Annotated in this window: 17 protein-coding genes; 5 read left to right on the top strand and 12 right to left on the bottom strand. The window is 70.3% G+C overall.

What is annotated here, in order from left to right; all coding sequences use genetic code 11:
- Positions 1-8 precede the first annotated feature (8 nt).
- The 3 genes from BHS09_RS01335 to BHS09_RS01325 all read left to right on the top strand — a co-directional run bounded on the left by BHS09_RS01335 (position 9) and on the right by BHS09_RS01325 (position 3,654).
- Entirely contained in the window at positions 9-1,385 is a 1,377-nt protein-coding gene (locus tag BHS09_RS01335) for a hypothetical protein (RefSeq protein ID WP_140786724.1), read from the top strand.
- 266 nt (positions 1,386-1,651) lie between these two features.
- On the top strand, positions 1,652-2,470 hold the full coding sequence (locus tag BHS09_RS01330; RefSeq protein ID WP_140786723.1) for an SRPBCC family protein: 819 nt from the start codon (positions 1,652-1,654) through the stop codon (positions 2,468-2,470).
- 11 nt (positions 2,471-2,481) lie between these two features.
- Positions 2,482-3,654, top strand: coding sequence for a zinc-dependent alcohol dehydrogenase (locus tag BHS09_RS01325; protein WP_140796965.1), 1,173 nt, complete (start codon positions 2,482-2,484; stop codon positions 3,652-3,654).
- 69 nt (positions 3,655-3,723) lie between these two features.
- Here BHS09_RS01325 and BHS09_RS01320 read toward each other — a convergent pair whose 3' ends face one another.
- The 3 genes from BHS09_RS01320 to BHS09_RS01310 all read right to left on the bottom strand — a co-directional run bounded on the left by BHS09_RS01320 (position 3,724) and on the right by BHS09_RS01310 (position 6,641).
- Positions 3,724-4,248 carry a hypothetical protein gene (locus tag BHS09_RS01320; protein WP_140786721.1) on the bottom strand — a complete coding sequence of 175 codons (525 nt, stop codon included), beginning with the start codon at positions 4,246-4,248 and terminating at the stop codon, positions 3,724-3,726.
- A 96-nt stretch (positions 4,249-4,344) separates the two neighbouring features.
- Positions 4,345-5,457: a metallophosphoesterase family protein gene (locus BHS09_RS01315; protein ID WP_140800581.1), complete on the bottom strand. Its 1,113-nt coding sequence runs from the start codon at positions 5,455-5,457 to the stop codon at positions 4,345-4,347.
- Entirely contained in the window at positions 5,457-6,641 is a 1,185-nt protein-coding gene (locus BHS09_RS01310; RefSeq protein ID WP_140860008.1) for a hypothetical protein, read from the bottom strand. The genes BHS09_RS01315 and BHS09_RS01310 overlap by 1 nt, the downstream gene beginning before the upstream one ends.
- 211 nt (positions 6,642-6,852) lie before the next feature.
- On the opposite strand from BHS09_RS01310, the gene BHS09_RS01305 reads away from it, so the two are divergent.
- Complete coding sequence (locus tag BHS09_RS01305; protein WP_140796963.1) at positions 6,853-9,642, top strand: serine/threonine-protein kinase; 2,790 nt, start codon at positions 6,853-6,855, stop codon at positions 9,640-9,642.
- A 275-nt stretch (positions 9,643-9,917) separates the two neighbouring features.
- Here the strand turns inward: BHS09_RS01305 and gyrB are convergent, their stop codons facing one another.
- Together gyrB and BHS09_RS01295 are read right to left on the bottom strand one after the other, a co-directional pair.
- A complete protein-coding gene (gyrB, locus tag BHS09_RS01300) occupies positions 9,918-12,365 on the bottom strand; it encodes a DNA topoisomerase (ATP-hydrolyzing) subunit B (protein WP_140786718.1) in 2,448 nt (815 codons plus the stop codon).
- A 157-nt stretch (positions 12,366-12,522) separates the two neighbouring features.
- Positions 12,523-12,981, bottom strand: coding sequence for a hypothetical protein (locus tag BHS09_RS01295; RefSeq protein WP_140796962.1), 459 nt, complete (start codon positions 12,979-12,981; stop codon positions 12,523-12,525).
- A 101-nt stretch (positions 12,982-13,082) separates the two neighbouring features.
- Here BHS09_RS01295 and BHS09_RS01290 point away from each other — a divergent pair, with 101 nt between their 5' ends.
- Positions 13,083-13,838, top strand: coding sequence for a GNAT family N-acetyltransferase (locus tag BHS09_RS01290; protein ID WP_237077930.1), 756 nt, complete (start codon positions 13,083-13,085; stop codon positions 13,836-13,838).
- A gap of 1 nt (position 13,839) precedes the next feature.
- Here the strand turns inward: BHS09_RS01290 and BHS09_RS01285 are convergent, their stop codons facing one another.
- The 7 genes from BHS09_RS01285 to BHS09_RS01255 form a co-directional block, all read right to left on the bottom strand.
- Positions 13,840-14,658 (bottom strand): helix-turn-helix domain-containing protein, encoded by an 819-nt coding sequence (locus tag BHS09_RS01285; RefSeq protein ID WP_140786715.1) that lies wholly within the window; start codon positions 14,656-14,658, stop codon positions 13,840-13,842.
- Positions 14,658-16,805 (bottom strand): cation:proton antiporter domain-containing protein, encoded by a 2,148-nt coding sequence (locus BHS09_RS01280; RefSeq protein WP_140796961.1) that lies wholly within the window; start codon positions 16,803-16,805, stop codon positions 14,658-14,660. The genes BHS09_RS01285 and BHS09_RS01280 overlap by 1 nt, the downstream gene beginning before the upstream one ends.
- Before the next feature lie 101 nt (positions 16,806-16,906).
- Positions 16,907-17,275, bottom strand: coding sequence for a response regulator (locus tag BHS09_RS01275; protein ID WP_140786713.1), 369 nt, complete (start codon positions 17,273-17,275; stop codon positions 16,907-16,909).
- Between the two features lie 414 nt (positions 17,276-17,689).
- Positions 17,690-17,947, bottom strand: a complete 258-nt coding sequence (locus BHS09_RS39115) for a response regulator (RefSeq protein ID WP_237080126.1) — start codon at positions 17,945-17,947, stop codon at positions 17,690-17,692.
- Positions 17,925-18,146, bottom strand: coding sequence for a response regulator (locus tag BHS09_RS39110; RefSeq protein WP_237077928.1), 222 nt, complete (start codon positions 18,144-18,146; stop codon positions 17,925-17,927). Before BHS09_RS39110 ends, BHS09_RS39115 begins: the two co-directional genes overlap by 23 nt.
- Positions 18,143-18,343 (bottom strand): ATP-binding protein, encoded by a 201-nt coding sequence (locus BHS09_RS01260; protein ID WP_140786712.1) that lies wholly within the window; start codon positions 18,341-18,343, stop codon positions 18,143-18,145. Before BHS09_RS01260 ends, BHS09_RS39110 begins: the two co-directional genes overlap by 4 nt.
- Positions 18,344-18,545: 202 nt before the next feature.
- Complete coding sequence (locus BHS09_RS01255; RefSeq protein ID WP_140786711.1) at positions 18,546-18,986, bottom strand: sensor histidine kinase; 441 nt, start codon at positions 18,984-18,986, stop codon at positions 18,546-18,548.
- Between the last annotated feature and the right edge of the window lie 34 nt (positions 18,987-19,020).

Here is a 19,020-nt window from a genome sequence, read left to right as displayed (position 1 = left end):
GCACACCCATGAAGCGCCTCTTTGCCTCCCTCCTGACGCTCTCCGCCCTCTCCCTGACGCCTGCCTGCGGCGACGACAACACGCCCAACAACCCCAACCCGCCGCCGACGGACACCACCGAGAACGTGTCCGCCAACATCACCCAGGACACCACCTGGAAGGCGGGCGTCACGTACACGCTGAAGAACTACGTCTTCGTGGAGAGCGGCACGCTCACCATCGAGCCGGGGACCCGCATCCTCGGTGAACAGGGCAGCGCGCTCATCGTCACCCGCAACGCGAAGATTCACGCGGTGGGCACCGCGCAGGCCCCCATCGTCTTCACCAGTTCGCGGCCCGAGGGCAGCCGCGCGCCCGGTGACTGGGGCGGCGTGGTGCTGCTCGGCAAGGGCCGCATCAACGTGGCGGGCGGCGAGAACACGGTGGAGGGCTTCTTCGCCTCCGGCAACAACCCGCTGACCAAGTACGGTGGCGGCGCCACCCCGAGCGACGCGCACGACTGCGGCAAGCTGAACTACGCGCGCATCGAGTTCGCCGGCTTCGAGCTGTCCGAGGACAACGAGCTCAACGGCCTCACCGTGGCCGGCTGCGGCTCGGACACCGACCTGGACTACATCCAGGTCCACCTGGGCGCGGATGATGGCGTGGAGTTCTTCGGCGGCTCGGCCAACCTGAGGCACGCCGTTGTCACCCAGACGGACGATGACTCGCTGGACTACGACCTGGGCTACAACGGGAAGATCCAGTTCTTCATCGCGCAGCAGAACGCGGTGGTGGGCAACTTCGGCATCGAGGCCTCCGGCAACAAGAACGACAACGCGGCCACGCCGCGGTCCGCGCCGGAAATCTGGAACGCGACCTTCATCGGCTCCGGCCGTCCGGCGGGCACCAGCCCCGCGCAGTCGGGCATGGTGTTCAACACCGGCGCGGGCGGGAAGCTGAACAACGTCATCGTGGCCAACTTCGCCGACCTGGCGGTGGACGTGAGCGGCACGGCCTCCGCGGCCCTGTGGAACGCGGCCACGCCGGAGCTGTACCTGCGCAACACGTTCTTCTGGAACAACCGCGGCAACAACGTCTCCATCCCCGCGGCGCCGAACCCGACCGTGGACGCTGGCGGCAACGTCACCAACCCGGACTCGTCCAACTTCAACGAGCCGGAGAAGGTGCTCGCCTCCGGCCTGAACAACCGCGTGGTGGATCCGCAGCTCACCGATGCGACCCACCTGACGGCGCCGAACTTCATGCCCGTGGCCGGCTCGCCCGCGCTCAACCCGGACTCCGCCGCCACGCCGCCTGCGGGCTTCGACACCTCCGCGCGCTTCGTCGGCGCGGTGGGCACCACCAACTGGCTGGCCGGCTGGACGGCCTTCCCGCAGAACTGACGTTCCCACGCTGAGCTGAGCCGGGCCCCTCCTCCGAACGCGGGTGGGGGGCCCGGTCCCATGGCCCGGTCGAGTGCAGCGCTCGGAGGGGGGCTCCGGCGACGGCACCCGGCCGGGCCGTGGCCTTTGAAGGGCCCGGAGCCTGCTGGCGGCCCTGGGCCCCTCACCCCGCGCGGCACGCGCCCACGGGGTTGTCATCCCAGGTGGCTCCCCCAACGTTTCCGGTGGCGGGCTCGACTCCTGCCTGCCCAGGAGGAGCCACCGCCATGCGTGACACGATTCAGCAGCCAGGAGCCCGCCTTCCCGCTGCGTCTCCACGTGGCGGACGCCTCGGAAGCCAGCGGTGGGGATGGCCTGACCGCGGCATCCAGCGCACCTCGGAGGAGCGCCTTCCGCAGCTCGTCTCCGCGCTCGCGGGCGGCGCCCTGCTCACGCTGGGCCTCCGGCGAGGCAGGCTGGGCGGCGTGGCCATGGCCCTGGCCGGTGGCGGCCTGCTCTTCCGCGGCACCCGGACCGAGCAGGAACCCCACGTCCGCAAGCACGGTGTCATCGTCCGGAAGCTCCGCCGTCAACGTGGCCGGGACGCCACCGTCGAGCTGACGGTGCTCCAGCGCTCCATCACCATCCAAGGCACGCCGGAGGCGCTGTATCGCCGCTGGTGCGACGCGGAGACGCTCAACCAGGTGATGGGACACTTCGCCGACGTCACGTCCTCCGGCGAGGGATTGCAGCACTGGAAGGTGCCGGGCGTGCTCGGCCAGGACCTCGAATGGGACGCGGAGGTGGTGGAGGAGCACCCCGGCGAGCTGCTGCGCTGGCAATCCGTGGGGGACACGGCCCTGCCCAACGAAGGCTGGGTGCGTTTCCGCCCCGCGCCTCGGGACTGGGGCACGGCGGTGACGCTCCGCTTCGTCTTCGACCCGCCGGGCGGCGTCGTGGGTGAGAAGGCCGTGCAGTTGCTCGGCGCCGTGCCCGCCGCGCTCGCGCTCAAGGCCCTCAAGCGATTCAAGAGCCTCGTCGAGTCGGGCGAGATTCCCACCACCCGGCCCAACCCCGCCGCTCGCGAGGGCGGCTACTCCTTCTGAGGAACCTGCCCATGCGCGCACTCTGCTGGAACGGCATCAACGACCTAGGCGTGGAGACGGTGGGGGACCCTCGCATCGTCAACCCGCACGACGTCATCCTCCAGGTGAGGATGTCCACCACCTGCGGCTCCGACCTCCACTTCATCGACGGCTACATCCCGACGATGCGCAAGGGAGACGTCATCGGCCACGAGTTCATGGGCACCGTCGTGGAGAAGGGCCCCGCGGTGAAGAAGATCCAGGTGGGTGACCGCGTCGTCGTCCCGTCTTTCATCGGCTGCGGCAGCTGCTGGTACTGCCAGCACGACCTCTGGTCCCTCTGCGACAACACCAATCCCAAGGGCGAATTGCAGGAACCCCTGTTCGGCTCCCAGACGGCCGGCATCTACGGCTACACCCACGCCTTCGGCGGCTACGCGGGCGCGCATGCGCAGTTCGTCCGCGTCCCTCACGCGGACAACGACTGCTTCCGGGTGCCCGAAGGCGTGACGGATGAACAGGCGCTGTTCCTCTCCGACGCCGTGCCCACCGGCTACATGGGCGCGGACTTCTGCGACATCCAACCCGGCCAGACGGTGGCCGTGTGGGGCTGCGGCGGCGTGGGGCTGATGGCGCAGAAGGCCGCGTTCCTCCTCGGCGCCGAGCGGGTGATTGGCATCGACCGCTTCCCCGAAAGACTGAAGCTGGCGCGGGAGAAGGTGGGCGCGGAGACCATCAGCTACGAAGAGGTGGACAGCGTCCTCGACGTGCTGAAGGAACTCACCGGCGGCCGAGGCCCCGACGCCTGCATCGACGCGGTGGGCATGGAGGCCCACGGCACGGGCGTGGGCGCCGCGTATGACCGCGCGAAACAGGCGATGCGCCTCCAAACGGACCGGGGGCAGGCGCTGCGGCAGGCCATCCTCGCGTGCCGCAAGGGCGGCATCCTGTCCGTGGTGGGTGTCTACGGCTTCATGGACGCGTTCCCCATGGGCGCCATCATGAACAAGGGCCTCACGGTCCGCTCCGCCCAGCAGCACGGACAGAAGTACCTGCCGCGCCTGCTGGAGCACGTGGTGAAGGGCGAGCTGGACCCGTCCTTCCTCGCCACCCACCGGTTCTCCCTGGAGGACGCGCCGAAGGGGTACGAGCTCTTCAAGAAGAAGCAGGACGGCTGCGTCCGGGCGGTGTTCCTGCCCAACTGACGCGCCAGTCCTCGCGATGCCGTCCGGTGGCCGCGACACACCGGGCGGCTTCGTTTATCCGCGGCCCGCTCAGGCCTCGGACAACATGCCGTTGCCGGTGTGGTGCGCCGCGGCGGCGAGCGCCTCCGGCGAGGACCCATCCGCGAACAGGGACGCCCCCGCCGCGGGACGGGCCTTGGGAGGACGGCCCCGGCGGCGGGGCGCGTTCTCATCGTTGCCCTGCGCCGCGCTCGCGGTGTCCGCCGCCGCGCCGTCAGCCCGGGCGCCCTTGCGCGCCGCTCGCGGCAGATGGATGCCGTCCAGCCGCGCGCTCAGCTCCACGTTCTCCTCGGAGAAGACTCGCGCGTACGCCAGCGCCCGCTGGCCCTTCTGGAGCAGCGCCTCCTGGCTTTCGTGCAGCGCCTGCCGCGCGGACTCCAGCGCCGCCTGCGCGCGCGCCACGGCCTCCGCCTGCTCCCGCACCTGTTCGGCCGCGGCGTCCAGCACCTCGCCGTTCATGTCCGGGAAGCGGACCTCCGCCAGCTCCGTGGTGAACAGCTCGAGCAGCGCACGCAGCGCCGGGGAAATGGGGTCGTTCTCGTTCGAGTCGAACATGGGCGGGCCTCCTGGCTCCTTGCGGGAAGGTGGCCCTATCTGCCCAGATGTTCAGTGTCAGATCAAGAGGGTAGGCTAAAACAGCACCCCTGCGGATCAGTCCACGCGCACCAGCGCCGCCTGCTGCAAGCCGTCGTCCGCGCTCACATCCACGGACAGGTAGTGCCGCCCCACCCCGTCGAACGTCTCCGGAATGGCGCCGCCGCCGCCGGAGATGAAGGCGGGGATGCCCGCGTTGGTGAACGAATAATAGGAGTGGATGTGCCCGTAGAGCGTGAGGTCCACGCCCGCGCGCGCCATCTTCCCCACCAGGCCCGCGGCCTCGCCCCGGTTGGCGAAGCCGCCGCCGCGCAGGCCCACCGGGTCCTGCGGCGGCACGTGCATGGCCACCACGTGCGTGCCACCCCGCGAGGCCGCCAGCCACCCCTCCAATTGCTCCTCCACGCCGGGGTCCAACGTGCCGTTGCTGGAGTCCACCACCGAGAAGCGCACGCCCTTGAAGACGAAGCTCTGGCTGCCGCGCCCCACCAGCGCGTGGTACTCGGCCGCGTCGCGGGTGAACGTCTCGTGGTTGCCCAGGGTGGCGTACAGCGGAATGCGCGAGCCCGCCTCCAGCCGCTCCTGGAACTCCGTCAACTCATCGCGCGTGCCTGACTCCGTGAGGTCGCCCGCGAAGAGGATGAAGCGTGCCGCGTCGTCCCGCCGCATGCGCGCGTAGATATCTCCGACGCGCGGCAGGGCTTCCTGCACGTCCGCCAGCGCGAGGAAGCGGAAGGGCTCGCGCGATTCGAAATCCGGCGGCGCCACGGACAGCCGCACCGTCGTCCCCGCGCGCAGCGCCACGCGCCACACCTTCACGGTGGGCAACGCCTGCGGAAGCGCTTCCTGCACCGACGGCGCGCCCCCTTCCTCCTCGGCCACCAGCACCGCGTCCGGCATCGCGTTGCGCACCGTCACCAGCCAGTCGGACGGCGCCTGCGCGCCCACGTCGACGCGAGCGGTGAAGGCCGGCGCGTTGCCCCACAGCACCAGCGTGCCCGGCGCCAATTCGCGCACCGTCGCCAGCCCGTCCGCCACCGACAGCGTCACCCCGCCCTGCTGCGCCTGCCCCACCTTGGAATCCGCAATCGCGCGGTTCTCCGCGGGCCGCATGCCACAGCCCGACGACACCAGCGCCGCCAGCACCCCCGCCTTCACACCCGCGCGCATCACCGCTCACCTCCCAGGGCACGAATCAACGACAACCGGCCCACGAGCGCGCCACCACCCTGCACCTCGGCGGCGACACCCCAGTCATCCGTCAGCAGCGCCCGGCCTCTCAGACCAAAGGCGCCCACGATTCCGCCGCCGCGCGAGCGGATGCCGCCCGCGAACGAGTCCTTGCGGTGGTCGTAATAGAGCATCGCCTCGCCCCGGAACGGTCCCCCACGGCCCAGCCACACGCCGTAGCCGAAGGTGAAGAGCAGCTGCTCGTGCAGGTTCCCGTCGCTCACCGCGCCGGGGTACGTATAGGCCTCCGCCGACGTGCCCACGCTGACCTCCGCGAAGGAGCCCGCCATCGCCGGGCTGATGCGCGACATGGCCAGCCGGCCCCGCAGCGCCACCTCTCCGCTGATGAGCGCGAAACCCTCGGTGGGGTAGCGGTGGAACTGGCCAAAGGCCTCCACGTCCAGCGCGCTGCCATCCGTGCCCGCGAGCGCGCGCTCCGGCGCGCCCAACAACCGCCACGCGCCGCCCAGGCGCACCTGGGTGTTACCCTCGGAAGGGTCCACCCGCACGGCGCCCAGCAGGCGCAGCGAGTCGAAGCGGGCCTGCGCCCCCACCGTGAGGAAGTGGCGGTAGTCGAAGGCAGCGTCATTCACATACTGGTAGCCCACCTCCAACTCCAGCGGAGGAAGCAGGGGCGGCGCCACGCCCGGGTCGAACGCCGGCGCCGTCACCGCATACAGGTTGGCCAGCGCGGAGATGCCCAGCACGCTGAAGCCCGCCAGCGTCACCGCGTACAGCGGGGCAATGGTGCGCCGCGAGGCGCCCGTGAGCGCGATGGGCACCCCGCCCAGCGCGATGAGCCCCAGGCCCGCGCCCTCCAACGCGAAGAGCCGCTTCGCAGTGTGACGGTCCCCCGCCACCAGGGGCCCCAGTCCATGGAAGAGCAACCCCGGCACCACCGCCACCGCCACCGCCAGCGGCTTGAAATCGGGGCGCTCCGGGGGCGGCGGGGGTACCTGCGCCAACGACTGCTGGGAAAGCCCCACGTGCGCCTGGAGGGGCGCATCCACCGGGACCTCCGGGCTCCCATCCCCACCGCGGGCCAGGCCCGGCGTCGAGAACAGCAGCACTCCACTCAGACACACGGCGCCCCACCGCGAGCGAAGGGGGAGCTCGGACACCATCGGCGACGCCTCTTTCTCAGCGAGGGGCCGGCCGCCCCTGCCCGCCGGCAAGCGCAGGCAGGTCCGTTAGATAACCGCGCCAGGGCGGCCCACGGCAGGCGCCCCGCGTGAAGAAATGTGAAGCCTCATACCTTCGTAACCCTGAAAAACTTTGCACAGAGTGCAATCCGGAACCGGGACTTTCCCAGGAAGGAAGGTATGCTCCTACCCCGTGGCGGAAAACAGCCCTCAGCAATTCGGTAAATACGTCCTCCTCTCGAAGATCGCCGCGGGGGGGATGGCCGTCACCTACCGCGCGCGGATGACGGGGGCGGCGGGCGTCACCAAGCCCTGCGTCATCAAGCAGATCCTCCCGCACTTCGTCGACGATGCGGACTTCGTCGAGATGTTCATCGGCGAGGCGCGCGTGGTGGCCAGCATGAGCCACAGCAACATCGCGCAGATTTTCGACTTCGGTGAGGTGGACGGGCAGTACTTCATCGCCATGGAGCTGGTGCAGGGCCAGCCCCTGTCCAAGGTGCTGCGCCGCGCCCAGCGGATGGGCATCGGCTCCTTGCCGGAGTCGCTGGCGCTCCATGTGGCCAGCAAGCTGTGTGACGGCCTGGACTACGCGCACCGACACGTGGGCGAGGACGGGCAGGCGCTGGGCCTGGTGCACCGCGACGTGTCCCCGGACAACGTCCTCATCTCCTATGAGGGCGAGGTCAAGGTCATCGACTTCGGCATCGCCAAGGTGACGAGCGCGGTGGAGGCGAAGACGTCTCCCGGCACCCTCAAGGGCAAGTACCCGTACTTCTCCCCGGAGCAGGCACAGGGCCGGCAGGACCTGGACGCGCGCACCGACGTGTACGCCGCGGGCGTCGTCCTCTATGAGATGGTGTGCGGCAAGCGCCCCTATGAAGGGGAGTTCGTCACCGTCCTGCCCCGCATCCTCGTGGGCGACCGCCTGCCGCCGTCCGCGCTCAACCCCACCGTCAGCGAGGACGTGGAGACGGTCATCTCCCACGCCATGGCGCTGGACCGTGAGGCGCGCTACCAGACGGCGAAGGACTTGAGCGAGTCGCTGGTGGAGCTGCTCTACCGCGACAACCCGCGCTTCACCCCCACCCTGCTGTCGCAGCTCATGGCGCACCTCTTCCCGGAGGAGCTGGCCGCCGAGGGTCGCCGGGTGGAGGTGTCCCCCGCCTTCCAGGAGCAGCTCGCCGCCTGGCAGTCGGGCGTCACCGAGGCGTCGTCCCAGGGACGCGCGCGGCTCCCGTCCAACAACGCCCAGCGGGGCTCCAACCCCGGCGTGCGCAGCCGTCCGGGCAGTGACGGAGGCCGCCCTGGCAGCGACAGCGGACGGCCCGGCAGCGAGGGAGGCCGTCGTCCCTCTGCGAGCAACCCGGGGGTGCGCCGTCCCACGAGCAGCGGCGTGCGGCGGATGACCCAGTCCCAGCTCCCCCGCGCCGAGGGCGGCGTCCGCAGGACGTACACCGCCGAGCGCCCCGGCCCCCCCGTGCCGGAGCTGGACGAAGAGCCCGGCACCGACGCGGGTGATGTGCCCACCCCCACCCAGGCCACGCCGCACGACACGCCCATCGAAGTGCCCGCCGCCGAGAGCAAGGAGCCCACCACCGAGGCGCATCCGGTGGGCACCTGGACTGGCAAGGGCTACCGCACCTCCGTGGACGACGCCCGGGACACGCTGGCGCGTGAAGAGGCCGCGCGCGTGGCGAAGGGGAAGGAGAAGGCGCGCGTCGTGACGATGTCCGTCATCTACGCCACCGCCGCGCTGTTCCTCGTCGGCGTATTCTACAAGCTCGTCATCGCGCGCGAGTCCGCGTTCGACGACGCGTACGCGTCCACCACCACGCTGTGGCTCGCCTCCAAGCCCGCGGGCGCCAGCGTGCGGCTCAACGACCAGGTGCTCAAGGGCGTCACGCCAATGATGGTGGAGGTCAAGATTGGCGAGGCCAACACGCTGGCCCTCTCGCTGCCCGGACACCTGCCCTGGACGAAGCGCTTCACGCCCACGTCGAACCTGGTGGAGCCGCTGACGGCGGAGCTGAAGCCCGTCGCCGAGCCCCCGCCGCCCCCTCCCACACCGGTCGAAGTGGCCGTGGCGGCGCCAGAGGACGCGGGCGCCGCGGTGGTGGCGGAAGGCGGCGCCGCGCCGGAGGACGGGGGCCCCGGCGCGCCGGAGGACGCGGGCGCCAGCACGGAGGTGGCGGCCGCACAGGACGGGCCCGTGGGGGAGGACACGCCGCAGCGGACGATGCACGAGGTGGACTACCCCACCCGCGTGCTGGTGCTGCGCCCCCAGTACAACGCCGTCCCCCTGCCCGAATACAACACCGCCAGCATCGAGCTGAACCCCGGCACGACGTACTCGGTGTGGACGCAGGGCAACGCGTCACTGGCCGAGGGACGGGGCACCGCCTCCGGCACGCTGGCCTACTTCATCGAGGGCGACGGGCCGGTGGACAGCAGCTTCGGCCTGCTCGGCACATCAACGCGCACCATCAAGGGTGCCCGGAAGCTCCACGTCTTCGCGCTGGATGACAGCGGTCCGGACGACAACAGCGGCGCCATCCGCGTCAACGTCCGCCAGTCCGCCTACGTGCCGCCGCGCTCGTTCACCTTCGACGCGAAGGAGAACGCGGTGCCGCTGAAGCCCGAGCACCAGATGGTGCTGCGCGGCCTCAACCCGGACTCCACCTACCTGCTCACCGTGCGAGACGACTTCGCGGAGCTGCGCTCCGGCCCCAACGGCCGCGTCCGCCAGGTGCTGTGCCTGGAGCGCGGCCCAGCGCCCGAATCCGTGCGCGCCACCCACCGCATCCTCCAGACCGGCAAGCGCTACCAGCTGACGGGCACGGAGGACCTGCACTGCACCTTCCCCGACATGCAGGTGGACGACAACCGGGGCGCCTTCGAGGTGGACATCGTCGACGTGACGGCCATGTCCGGCAAGGAGCGCGCGGAGGCCCTGAAGGGCTCACGCCGCTCGGAGCGGTAGCAGCCACACAGGCAGCCCGCCGCCCACCCGCCGGGACGCCCACAGGCGAGGCGAGCACTCGCGGCGCCGCGGAGGACGCCGGGCTGGGGCAGAGGAACGGTGACTACCTTACGGTGGACCGGCGCCCCGAGGCTTCAGCGAAGGGGCCCGGCTTCCTGACGTAAGGGCTAGCGAGGGCCCGGCAGCGCGGAGGCCCGGCTCGACAAGGACGGGAAAGGCACGTGGGCGCGGGGCCGAGGGGGCACCGGGCCCACGCGTCTTTCCTCGGGACGGACTCAGATGTCCAGGTTCTGCACGTCCAGGGCGTTGCGCTCGATGAACTCGCGCCGCGGCTCCACCGCCTCGCCCATCAGCAGCGAGAAGATTTCGTCGCTCTCCACCGCGTCCTCCACCCGCACCTGGAGCAGCGTGCGCGTGGCCGGGTTCATCGTCGTGTCCCAGAGCTGCTCCGGGTTCATCTCACCCAGACCCTTGTAGCGCTGCAGGCCCAGGCCGCGCTGCGCGTCCTTACGGACGGCGGCGAGCACCTCCTGCACGGAGAAGACGGTGATTTCCCCCGCCTCCACGCGGACCTTGTACGGCGGCTTGCCCAGCGCCACGAAGGCGTCGCGCAGTGACGACAGCTCCACGAACTCCGGCGACGACAGGAAGGCGTGGTCGAGCACCGTCTCCCGCATGGCGCCATTCACATCGGTGTGGAACACCAGCTTCTTGGTGTGGTGCTCGGGGTCCTGCACCATTTCGTGGCGCACGCGGCCCAGCACGTCCGGCATGCGGCGCTCGAAGGTGTCGTAGGCGGCCTTCACCGCCGTCCCCAGGGCCGCCTCGTCCGTCAGCGTCTCCGCCGACAGCCGCGCACCCTGCACCAGCGCGTCCACCACGCGCGCGTCCCGGCGCTTGGACTGCTTCTCCAGGCGCTCCTCGTACGTAATCACCTTCTCCAGCAGCACCTTCAGCTCCGCGCCGCCCAGCTCGCCCTCGGGCGTCAGCACCCGCGCGTGCTCGGAGGCAATCTTGAGCAGGTACTCGTTCAGCGCGTGCTCGTCCTTGACGTACTGGTCCTTCTTGTTGCGCGTGACTTTGTAGAGCGGCGGCTGCGCGATGTAGAGGTAGCCCTTCTGCAAGAGCTCCGGCATCTGCCGGAAGAAGAAGGTGAGCAGCAGCGTGCGGATGTGGCTGCCGTCCACGTCGGCGTCCGTCATCAGGATGATGCGGTGGTAGCGCGCCTTCTCCGGGTCGTAGTCCTCCGCGCCGATGCCCGTGCCCAAGGCCGTAATCAGCGTCACGATTTCGGCGCTGGTGAGCATCTTCTCGAAGCGGGCCTTCTCCACGTTGAGAATCTTGCCGCGCAGCGGAAGGATGGCCTGGTTGCGCCTGTCCCGGCCCTGCTTGGCGGAGCCACCTGCGGAGTCACCCTCTACAATGTAGAGCTCGCTCTCGTTCGGGTCGCGGCTCTGACAGTCCGCCAGCTTTCCGGGGAGCCCGCCGCCGTCCAGCACGCCCTTGCGGCGCACCGTCTCACGCGCCTTGCGCGCGGCCAGACGCGCCCGGCAGGCGTCGCCAATCTTCGCCACGACCTTCTTGGCGACCATGGGCGTCTCTTCCAGGAAGGAGCCGAGCTGGTCGTTCACCATCTGCTCGACCAGGCCCTTCACCTCGCTGTTGCCCAGCTTCGTCTTCGTCTGCCCCTCGAACTGGGGGTTGGTCAGCTTGACGGAGATGACGGCGGACAGGCCTTCACGCGCGTCCTCGCCGGTGGGCGTCTCCTTGAGGTCCTTCCAGAGGCTGCCCTTCTCCGCGTAGCTGTTGAGCGTGCGCGTCAGCGCCGCCTTGAAGCCGGACAGGTGGCTGCCACCCTCATGGGTGTTGATGTTGTTCGCGAAGGTGTAGATGCGCTCGTCGTAGCCGTCATTCCACTGCATCGCGATGTCGAGCGTGACGCCCTCGCGCTCCGTGCTGAAGGAGATGGGCTTGTCGTGGAGCGTCTGCTTCGACTTATTGAGGTACTCCACGAACGAGGAGATGCCTCCGTCGAACTTGAAGTCGTGCTCCTTGTTCGTGCGCTCGTCGCGGACGACGATGTGCAGACCAGCGTTGAGGAAGGCCAACTCACGCAGACGCTGGCTGAGCGTCTCGAAGTTGAACTCCACCAGCTCCATCACCGTGGAGTCCGGCTTGAAGGCGATGTACGTGCCGCGCTTGTCGGTGGTGCCCACCTCGCGCGGCGGCGTGTCCGGGATGCCCTGCGCGTACGACTGTTCGTAGACAGTGCCGTTGCGCTGGACGCGGACCTTGAACCACTCCGAGAGGAAGTTGACGCAGGTGACGCCCACGCCGTGCAGGCCGCCGGAGACCTTGTACGCGCCGTTGCCGAACTTGCTGCCGGCGTGCAGCTCCGTGAGGACGACCTCCAGGGTGTCCTTGCCGGGGAACTTGGGGTGCGGGCCCACGGGGATGCCGCGCCCGTTGTCCTGCACGCTCAGGGAGCCATCCACGTGGATGACGACCTCGATGTCGGTGCAGTGCCCGGCCAGCGACTCGTCCACCGCGTTGTCGACGACCTCGTACACGAGCTTGTGAAGCCCGTAGGCCATCGTGTCACCGATGTACATGCCGGGGCGCTTCCGGACCGCCTCGCGGCCCTCGAGCTTGGTAATGCTGTCCGTCCCATACTCCACGGGCGGCGGAGCAACCGCCGAGCCGGTAGCGGGGGTCTTTTCCATGTGAAGCTGTCCTTGGGAAAAGGAGCCTTGCAACAGGTCCGTGCGTACCACTTCAAGGCACGTCGAACAAGGTTAACGAGGACTCGCAAGGCTGCGTAAACATTCGTGAAATCCGCCTGGCCGCCTGCCTGGGAGGCCGCCCCGGGGAACGGGGTGTTCAGGCGTCGAAACGGGGCGGCGGGAGGCGGTCCTCCAGCGCCGAAATCAACTCGTCGAAAACAGCCTTGCGGGCGAAGAGATGCCGGGTGACGAGCACTCGGCCTTCCTCCTTGAGGAACAGGGCGAGCACGCTCCCCTTCCGGCCAATCCGGCGCACGTGGTCAATCTGCCCCCAGTGCAGGTCCAGCGCCTTCTGGCTGAAGGGCCGGGCCACGCGCACGCCCCGCGCGTCCACCGTGACGCCCCAGCCCGTGCGGGGCCGCAGGCGGTGGAAGGACACCAGGAAGGTCAACATCAGCCCCGCGGAGACGCCGGCGCGGGCCATGGCCTGGACGCCACCTGCGTCGCGGGCATCCGCCAGGGCCCAGGCGGTGAGGACGGCCAGCACACAGGCCCCCACGAAGAGGGCGATGCGGGTGGCGCGAGGGTCGAAGGCGTAGAAGCGCGGGCTGCTCATGGGTGCCCCTGCACCCTAATCCTCCCGGCTCGCCGGTGCGCGGTTTTGAGCGCCGCGTCTGTTCTCCGCCGGGCGGAGCGTGCCCTACGCTCCGGAGCCCCATGACGAATGCCGAGCTGTCCGCGCGCCTGCTGTCGAACGTCATCGCCTTCAAGCACCTTCAGCGGGAGCGGGGCACGCTGCGGCACCTGGGCCTGCCGGGCGTGGATGCCTTCTGTCTGCCAGGGCACCCGGAACACCAACGGGCCCAGCAGGCCTTCTTCCACGACGCGGGAGCGCTGCGCGACGCCCTGCCCGCCCTGACGGACTATTACCGGGGCCTGGACCTGCCCGGCTGGCGCGTGGTGCTGCTGCCCGGAGACACCGAGGCCCGGCGGGTGTTGGAAGACGCCGGCTTCGGCCCCGACGCGGTCCGGATGGATGCCTTGGGCCTGGTGCTGGAGGACGTGCCGGACGCCCCACCGGACATCCCCCTGGAGGTCTCCGAGACGCAGGACGACATGGTCGCCATCAACAAGCGCACGTGGGGCCAGCTGGGGCGCCAGCTCGACGTCTGGCTGCAGCCGCCCCCGCTGCCCGTGCACACGCTGGTCGCGAAGGAGGCGGGCGTTGCCCTGGCGTGTGGCATGGCCCGGGACGTGGGTGACACCGCGGGCATCTACATGGTGGCCACGGTGCCCGAGGCCCGGGGCCGGGGGCTGGCCGCGCAGGTGATGCGCGGGCTGCACCACCAGGCACGGGCCCGGGGGATGACGGCCGCGGTGCTCCAGGCCACGCCGGAGGCGAAGGCCTTGTATCAGCGCCTGGGCTACCGGGATTTGGGCGCGTGGGAGACCTGGGGCCGCACGGGCCCCTGAGTCAGCGCAGCGCTTCCAGCTCCGCCAGGCTGGAGAGCACCTGGGCCGGCTGGCTGAGCCCCACCAGCCGGTCCGCCAGCCCGTGGGCCGCCAGCCGAGCCAGGTGCGCCAGCCGCACCAACTGGGGGCCGCCCCGTTCGGCGTCCAGGACGGCCACCACCACGCGCAGCGGCTTGCCGTCGGGGGTATCCCCCGCGAGCGGCGTGGCCAGCGTCACCAGGGCCACCGTGGGCACCGCGCCTGGCAGGAAGGCATGCGGCACCGCGACCCCGCCTCCCACCGCGCATGAGGACTCCTCCCGGTGCCGGCGCAGGCCGTCCACCACCCGCGCGACTTCCGCGCCGGGCCGCGAGGAGGCCAGTCGCTCCGCCGCCACGTCCAGCACGTCGTCCCAGCCCGCGCAGGACAGCTGCAACACCACGCGCTCCGGCGCCAGCAGGGGCGCCAGCGGCGGCACGGCCGCGTCGCGCCGCCCTTGGGGCACGGGGAACTCCGCGTCCAGGAAGTCGCGCACGCGCGCCAGCTGCAGCCCGGACAGGCGCCGCTGGGCGATGTCCAGGAAGAGGGCCCCCGCGCCCGGTACCTCTTCCAGGTAGGCGGCCACGGACGGGCTCATCCGGTTGGCCACGTCCATCAGCAGCGAGGACGGGACTCGCAGCTCGCGGGCAATGGCCGACAGGCGCTCGGGCGTGGGGGGCGCGTCCACGCCGTTCTCCACCCGGCTGAGGTACGCGCTGGACACGCCGATGCGGCGCGCCAGGTCCCGCAGCGACAGGCCCGCATCCGTGCGCAATAGTCGGAGGGTAGCCCCCAGGTGCATCAGCTCCTCGCGGGAAGAACCCGGGCCGCGCTGGCCCCGTCGTTTGAGGATTCAGAGGTGGACTCCGCCGCCGTGGCGGGCGACGCGTCACACACCACCAGCAGCGAGCCCGGCACGTCCCGGATGATGCGCTCACGGTGCAGGCCGAAGAGCTTGTCCTCCAGCCCCCACTGCGCGCCGATGCCGACAATCACCAGGTCATAGCCGTGGCGCGCCTCCTCCAGGGCGGCCTCGTCCGGTGCGTCACTGCGCACCACCTTCAGCGTCACACCGCCCTCGGTCGCCGGGAACAGCTCCTCCACCTGCGCCCGGGCCCCGCCGTTGCCGCCGAGGTCGGACGTCACGTGCAGCACCGTCACCTCGGCGCCCGCCTGCTTCAGCAGCCGCCGGGACAGGGCCAGGGCCGCGCGGTCATGCCGGCTTCCGGCGAAGGGCACCAGCACGCGCTTGATGTCCGACAGGCCCCGGTCCACCAGCACCGCCACCGGGCCACTGGCCTCCCGCATCACCTCGTGCACCGTGCCGCCCAGCACCGTCTGGCTGAAGAGCGGCTTGTGCCACCCCAGCAGGACCAGGTCCGCGCGCCGGGCCTTCGCGGTGCGGCAGATGTCCTGGGCCGGCTCGCCGGAGACGAACGACAACGGCCGCACGGAGAGCCCCAGGCTTGCGGCCCGCCACAAGAGCGGCATCAGCGCGCTGTCCTCCTCGGGGTCCCGCTGCTGCGCCGGGCGCAGGGACGCGCGCTCCGGGGACACCAGGTGCAGCGCGTGAAGCTGCGCGCCCTCTTCACGTCCCGTCAATGAGCGCGCCAGGGTGGCCATGCCCGGCCCCGCCTGCCCGTGGGACACGCACATCAGCACGCTGTAGGGCGGTGGGCCCGGCTCCACTGGCAGCGGCAACACCACACGCTCGCGGGCAATCTCCTCCAGCGGGTAGATCCACTTCAGCAGCGGCGTGGTGATGAACGTCGTCACCAGCGCCATCAGCACCATCATGGTGAAGAGCTGGGGTGAGATGACGCCCAGGTCCAGGCCGATGTTGAGGACGATGAGCTCCATCAACCCGCGCGTGTTCATCAGGATGCCGATGGCGCTCGCCTCGCGCCACCGCAGCCCCGTCATCCGCGCCGCCACCGCGCTGCCGCCGAACTTGCCCAGGCAGGCCAGCACGATGATGACGCCGCACGTCACCCAGTCCTCCGCGGTGTTCAGCAGGCCAATCTGCGTGCGCAGGCCGCTGAAGGCGAAGAAGACGGGCAGCAGCAACACCACCGCCACGTCCTCCAGCCGCTCCGCCAGCGCCTCCGCCAGCCGGCCCTCCTTCGGAATCACCGCGCCGAAGAGGAAGGCGCCGAACAGCGCGTGGATGCCGATGAGCTCCGTCACGCCCGCGGACGCCAGCAGCAGCACCAGCGTGCCCGCCACCACGTTCTGGGTGAGGCCCTCGCGGCTGGCCACCCGCGCACCCAGGCGCGCGAGGAAAGGCCTCACCACCATCAGCATGAACGCGATGTAGCCCAGCGCCATCACCGTGGTGAGCGCCGCCTGCGCCAGGCTGGACGCGCGGACGATGGAGACGACGAAGGCCAGCAGGCACCACGCGGTGACGTCATCCACCGCCGCGCAGGCGATGGCCACCGTGCCCACCTTCGACTGGAGCAACCCCCGCTCAGTGAGGATGCGCGCCAGCACCGGGAAGGCGGTGATGCTCATCGCCACGCCCATGAAGAGCACGAACGACGAGAAGGGCACCTCTGGCGACGACAGGCTCTTGTAGAGCCACAGCGCGCCCGCGCCCGCGCCCAGCGCGAAGGGGACGATGATGCTGGAGTGGCTGATGGCCACCGACGCGTGCCCCCGGCCCTTGAGCAGCTGGGGGTCCAACTCCAGGCCGATGAGGAACATGAACAGCACCAGGCCCACCTGGCTGAGCATCGTCAGCACCGGCATGGACGAGGCCGGGAACAGCCCGTTCATCACGTCCGGCGCCAGCCAGCCCAGCAGCGACGGCCCCAGGACGATACCGGCCACCACTTCCGCGATGACCAACGGCTGTCCCAACCATCGCGCGCCGCGGCCAATGAGCCGCGACAAGCCAATGATGACGATGAGCTGCAAGATCAGCAGCGCGAGTGCGTTGGTGTGCATCCGGCCCTCCACATGAAGTGTTAAGCTGGCACTTACCAACCTGATTTCGAGGCGTCAACCGGAGGGAACGCAGGGCGTCAACCGGGACCCGCCTGCCTGCTTCACATCGTCAGATGGCGGCTGACGGCGTCCAGCAGTGTCTCCACGTCCACGGGTTTGCGCAGGTGACCGCAAGCGCCAATCTCATCCGCGACCTGGCGAGCATTCGCTGACGCGGAGAAGACGAGCACCGGGATATCACGCCAGGCTGACACTTGACGCATGGCCCGCGCGAACCCGCCTCCGTCCATGACGGGCATCATCATGTCCAGCAGGACGAGCCCCGGCAGCTCCGTGGCCGCGCCCAGCACCTCCAGGGCATGCTTGCCATTGCTGGCCCCCAGCACCGTGTAGCCCGCGTCACGAAGCACTTCCTCCAGGGCTTCGCGCAGGTCCGCGTCGTCATCCACCACCAGCAACGGCCGGCTCACTCACGCCTCTCCTTCTCCAATGGCAAATCCAGGGTGAAACGCGCGCCACCCCCTTCGCGCGGCCCGGCCCAGGCCCGGCCCCCATGGGAGCGCGAGCTTACCGCCCGTCCGAAGCGTTCGAGGAAGTGCTTCACCCGGTCCTCTGAAATTCCAATCCCTCTGTCATCCACCTGAACACGGCCCATGTGGCCCGCGCGGCGCGCCAGCTCCTGCGCCAGCGCCAGGTCCACCGGCCCCAACGTGCGAGTCTCCTGGGTGAGCAGCGACAGCCCCCCATCACCCCCGCGCGGCCCTGCAGCGGCACGTGCAGCACCGAACGAAGCCCCAGCGCGTCCAGCGCCCGCTGGTGCTCCGGGCTGGAGGTGAGGGGCACCGGCTGTGCCATCACATCCACCACCAGCACCCGCAGCGGTGTCATCCCGGGGCTCCCGGGAAGGGGCCCACCGGTGCGCCGTGGTCCAGCACCAGCCAGTACCGGCCCAGCTGTCGCGCTGCCTCCACGAACTCCGTGTAGCGCACCGGCTTGCGCACGTAGCTGTTGGCCCCGCCGCCGTAGCTGCGCACCACGTCAACCTCCTCCGCCGACGAGGAGAGGATGACCACCGACAGCATCCGCGTGCGCGCGTCCGCGCGGATGCGGCGCAGCACCTCATGGCCGTCCAGCCGGGGCAACTGGACATCCAGCAACACCATCGCGGGAGGCGGCTGGCTGGCCGGCGCGGGCCGCGTAGGGGCCCTGGAAGAACAGGTCGTCGAGCGCCTCCACCACGTCCACCCGCCGTGTGACGCCGGCCCGCTTGAAGGCGCGCAGCGCGAGGTCCACGTCGTCCGGGTTGTCCTCCACCAGCAGGATGGGCCGCTCGCCGCTCATGGATGGGACGCCTCCAGGGTGAAGCAGAACATGGCCCCTTCGCCTGGCACTGCCTCCGCGGAGATGTCTCCCCCATGGCGGTGGATGATGCGCTGGACGGTCGCCAGCCCGATGCCCGTGCCAGGGAATTCCCCTGCCCGGTGCAGCCGATGGAAGGGAGTAATGAGCTTGCCCGCGTACGCCATGTCGAATCCCACGCCGGTGTCCCGGACACAGTAACGGGAAGGGTTCTCGCTCGACGTGGCGAAAACACGATGCGCCCTCCCGAGCGCTGGCTGGTGAACGTCCAGGCAGTGCCGAGCAGGTTATCCAGGACCACACGGAGCAAACGAGCGTCTCCCCGCGCCGTCATCCCCGGGGCGATGTCGAACGCCGTGTCGCGGCCCGGCTCGGGGCGCGTCAGCTCCCGGCGACCACGCTGGCCAGCGCGCTCAGGTCCACGGGCGCATGGCGCGGCTCGATGCGGGAGATGCGCGACAGCCGCAGCAGGTCATCGATGAGCTGCCCCATGCGAACAACCGCCGCGCGCAGCCGCCGCAGGTGCTCGTGGCCTTCCTCGGACAGGCGCGCCCCATCCTCCTCCTGCAGGGCCAGGCTGAAGCCGTCCACGGCGCGCAGGGGCGCACGCAGGTCGTGGGACACCGAGTCGCTGAACGACTCCAACTCCTGGTTGGCCAGCGTCAGCTCCTGCGTGCGCTGGACCACCCGGGCCTCCAGCCGGGCCTCGCTCGCCCGCGGCGCATCCGCCTGGGCCCGCGCCCGCTCCAACAAGGCCTCGGATTCGCCGGCGAGCGTGACGACCTGGCGTCTGCCCAGCCACGCCAGCACCGCGCCCAGCATTCATGCGCACGGACCGTGGGGCCCCGCCTTTCCC

This window comes from Myxococcus xanthus (genome assembly GCF_006402735.1).
Lineage (GTDB): Bacteria > Myxococcota > Myxococcia > Myxococcales > Myxococcaceae > Myxococcus > Myxococcus xanthus_A.
This window is presented reverse-complemented; position numbering and strand designations above follow the sequence as displayed.

What these genes read in the sequence shown, in the direction of transcription:
- BHS09_RS01335 (WP_140786724.1), top strand. Translation starts at nt 9, where the DNA reads ATGAAGCGCCTCTTTGCCTCCCTCCTGACGCTCTCCGCCCTCTCCCTG.
- BHS09_RS01330 (WP_140786723.1), top strand. Translation starts at nt 1,652, where the DNA reads ATGCGTGACACGATTCAGCAGCCAGGAGCCCGCCTTCCCGCTGCGTCT.
- BHS09_RS01325 (WP_140796965.1), top strand. Translation starts at nt 2,482, where the DNA reads ATGCGCGCACTCTGCTGGAACGGCATCAACGACCTAGGCGTGGAGACG.
- BHS09_RS01320 (WP_140786721.1), bottom strand. Translation starts at nt 4,248, where the DNA reads ATGTTCGACTCGAACGAGAACGACCCCATTTCCCCGGCGCTGCGTGCG.
- BHS09_RS01315 (WP_140800581.1), bottom strand. Translation starts at nt 5,457, where the DNA reads ATGCGCGCGGGTGTGAAGGCGGGGGTGCTGGCGGCGCTGGTGTCGTCG.
- BHS09_RS01310 (WP_140860008.1), bottom strand. Translation starts at nt 6,641, where the DNA reads ATGGTGTCCGAGCTCCCCCTTCGCTCGCGGTGGGGCGCCGTGTGTCTG.
- gyrB (WP_140786718.1), bottom strand. Translation starts at nt 12,365, where the DNA reads ATGGAAAAGACCCCCGCTACCGGCTCGGCGGTTGCTCCGCCGCCCGTG.
- BHS09_RS01295 (WP_140796962.1), bottom strand. Translation starts at nt 12,981, where the DNA reads ATGAGCAGCCCGCGCTTCTACGCCTTCGACCCTCGCGCCACCCGCATC.
- BHS09_RS01290 (WP_237077930.1), top strand. Translation starts at nt 13,083, where the DNA reads ATGACGAATGCCGAGCTGTCCGCGCGCCTGCTGTCGAACGTCATCGCC.
- BHS09_RS01285 (WP_140786715.1), bottom strand. Translation starts at nt 14,658, where the DNA reads ATGCACCTGGGGGCTACCCTCCGACTATTGCGCACGGATGCGGGCCTG.
- BHS09_RS01280 (WP_140796961.1), bottom strand. Translation starts at nt 16,805, where the DNA reads ATGCACACCAACGCACTCGCGCTGCTGATCTTGCAGCTCATCGTCATC.
- BHS09_RS39110 (WP_237077928.1), bottom strand. Translation starts at nt 18,146, where the DNA reads ATGAGCGGCGAGCGGCCCATCCTGCTGGTGGAGGACAACCCGGACGAC.
- BHS09_RS01255 (WP_140786711.1), bottom strand. Translation starts at nt 18,986, where the DNA reads ATGCTGGGCGCGGTGCTGGCGTGGCTGGGCAGACGCCAGGTCGTCACG.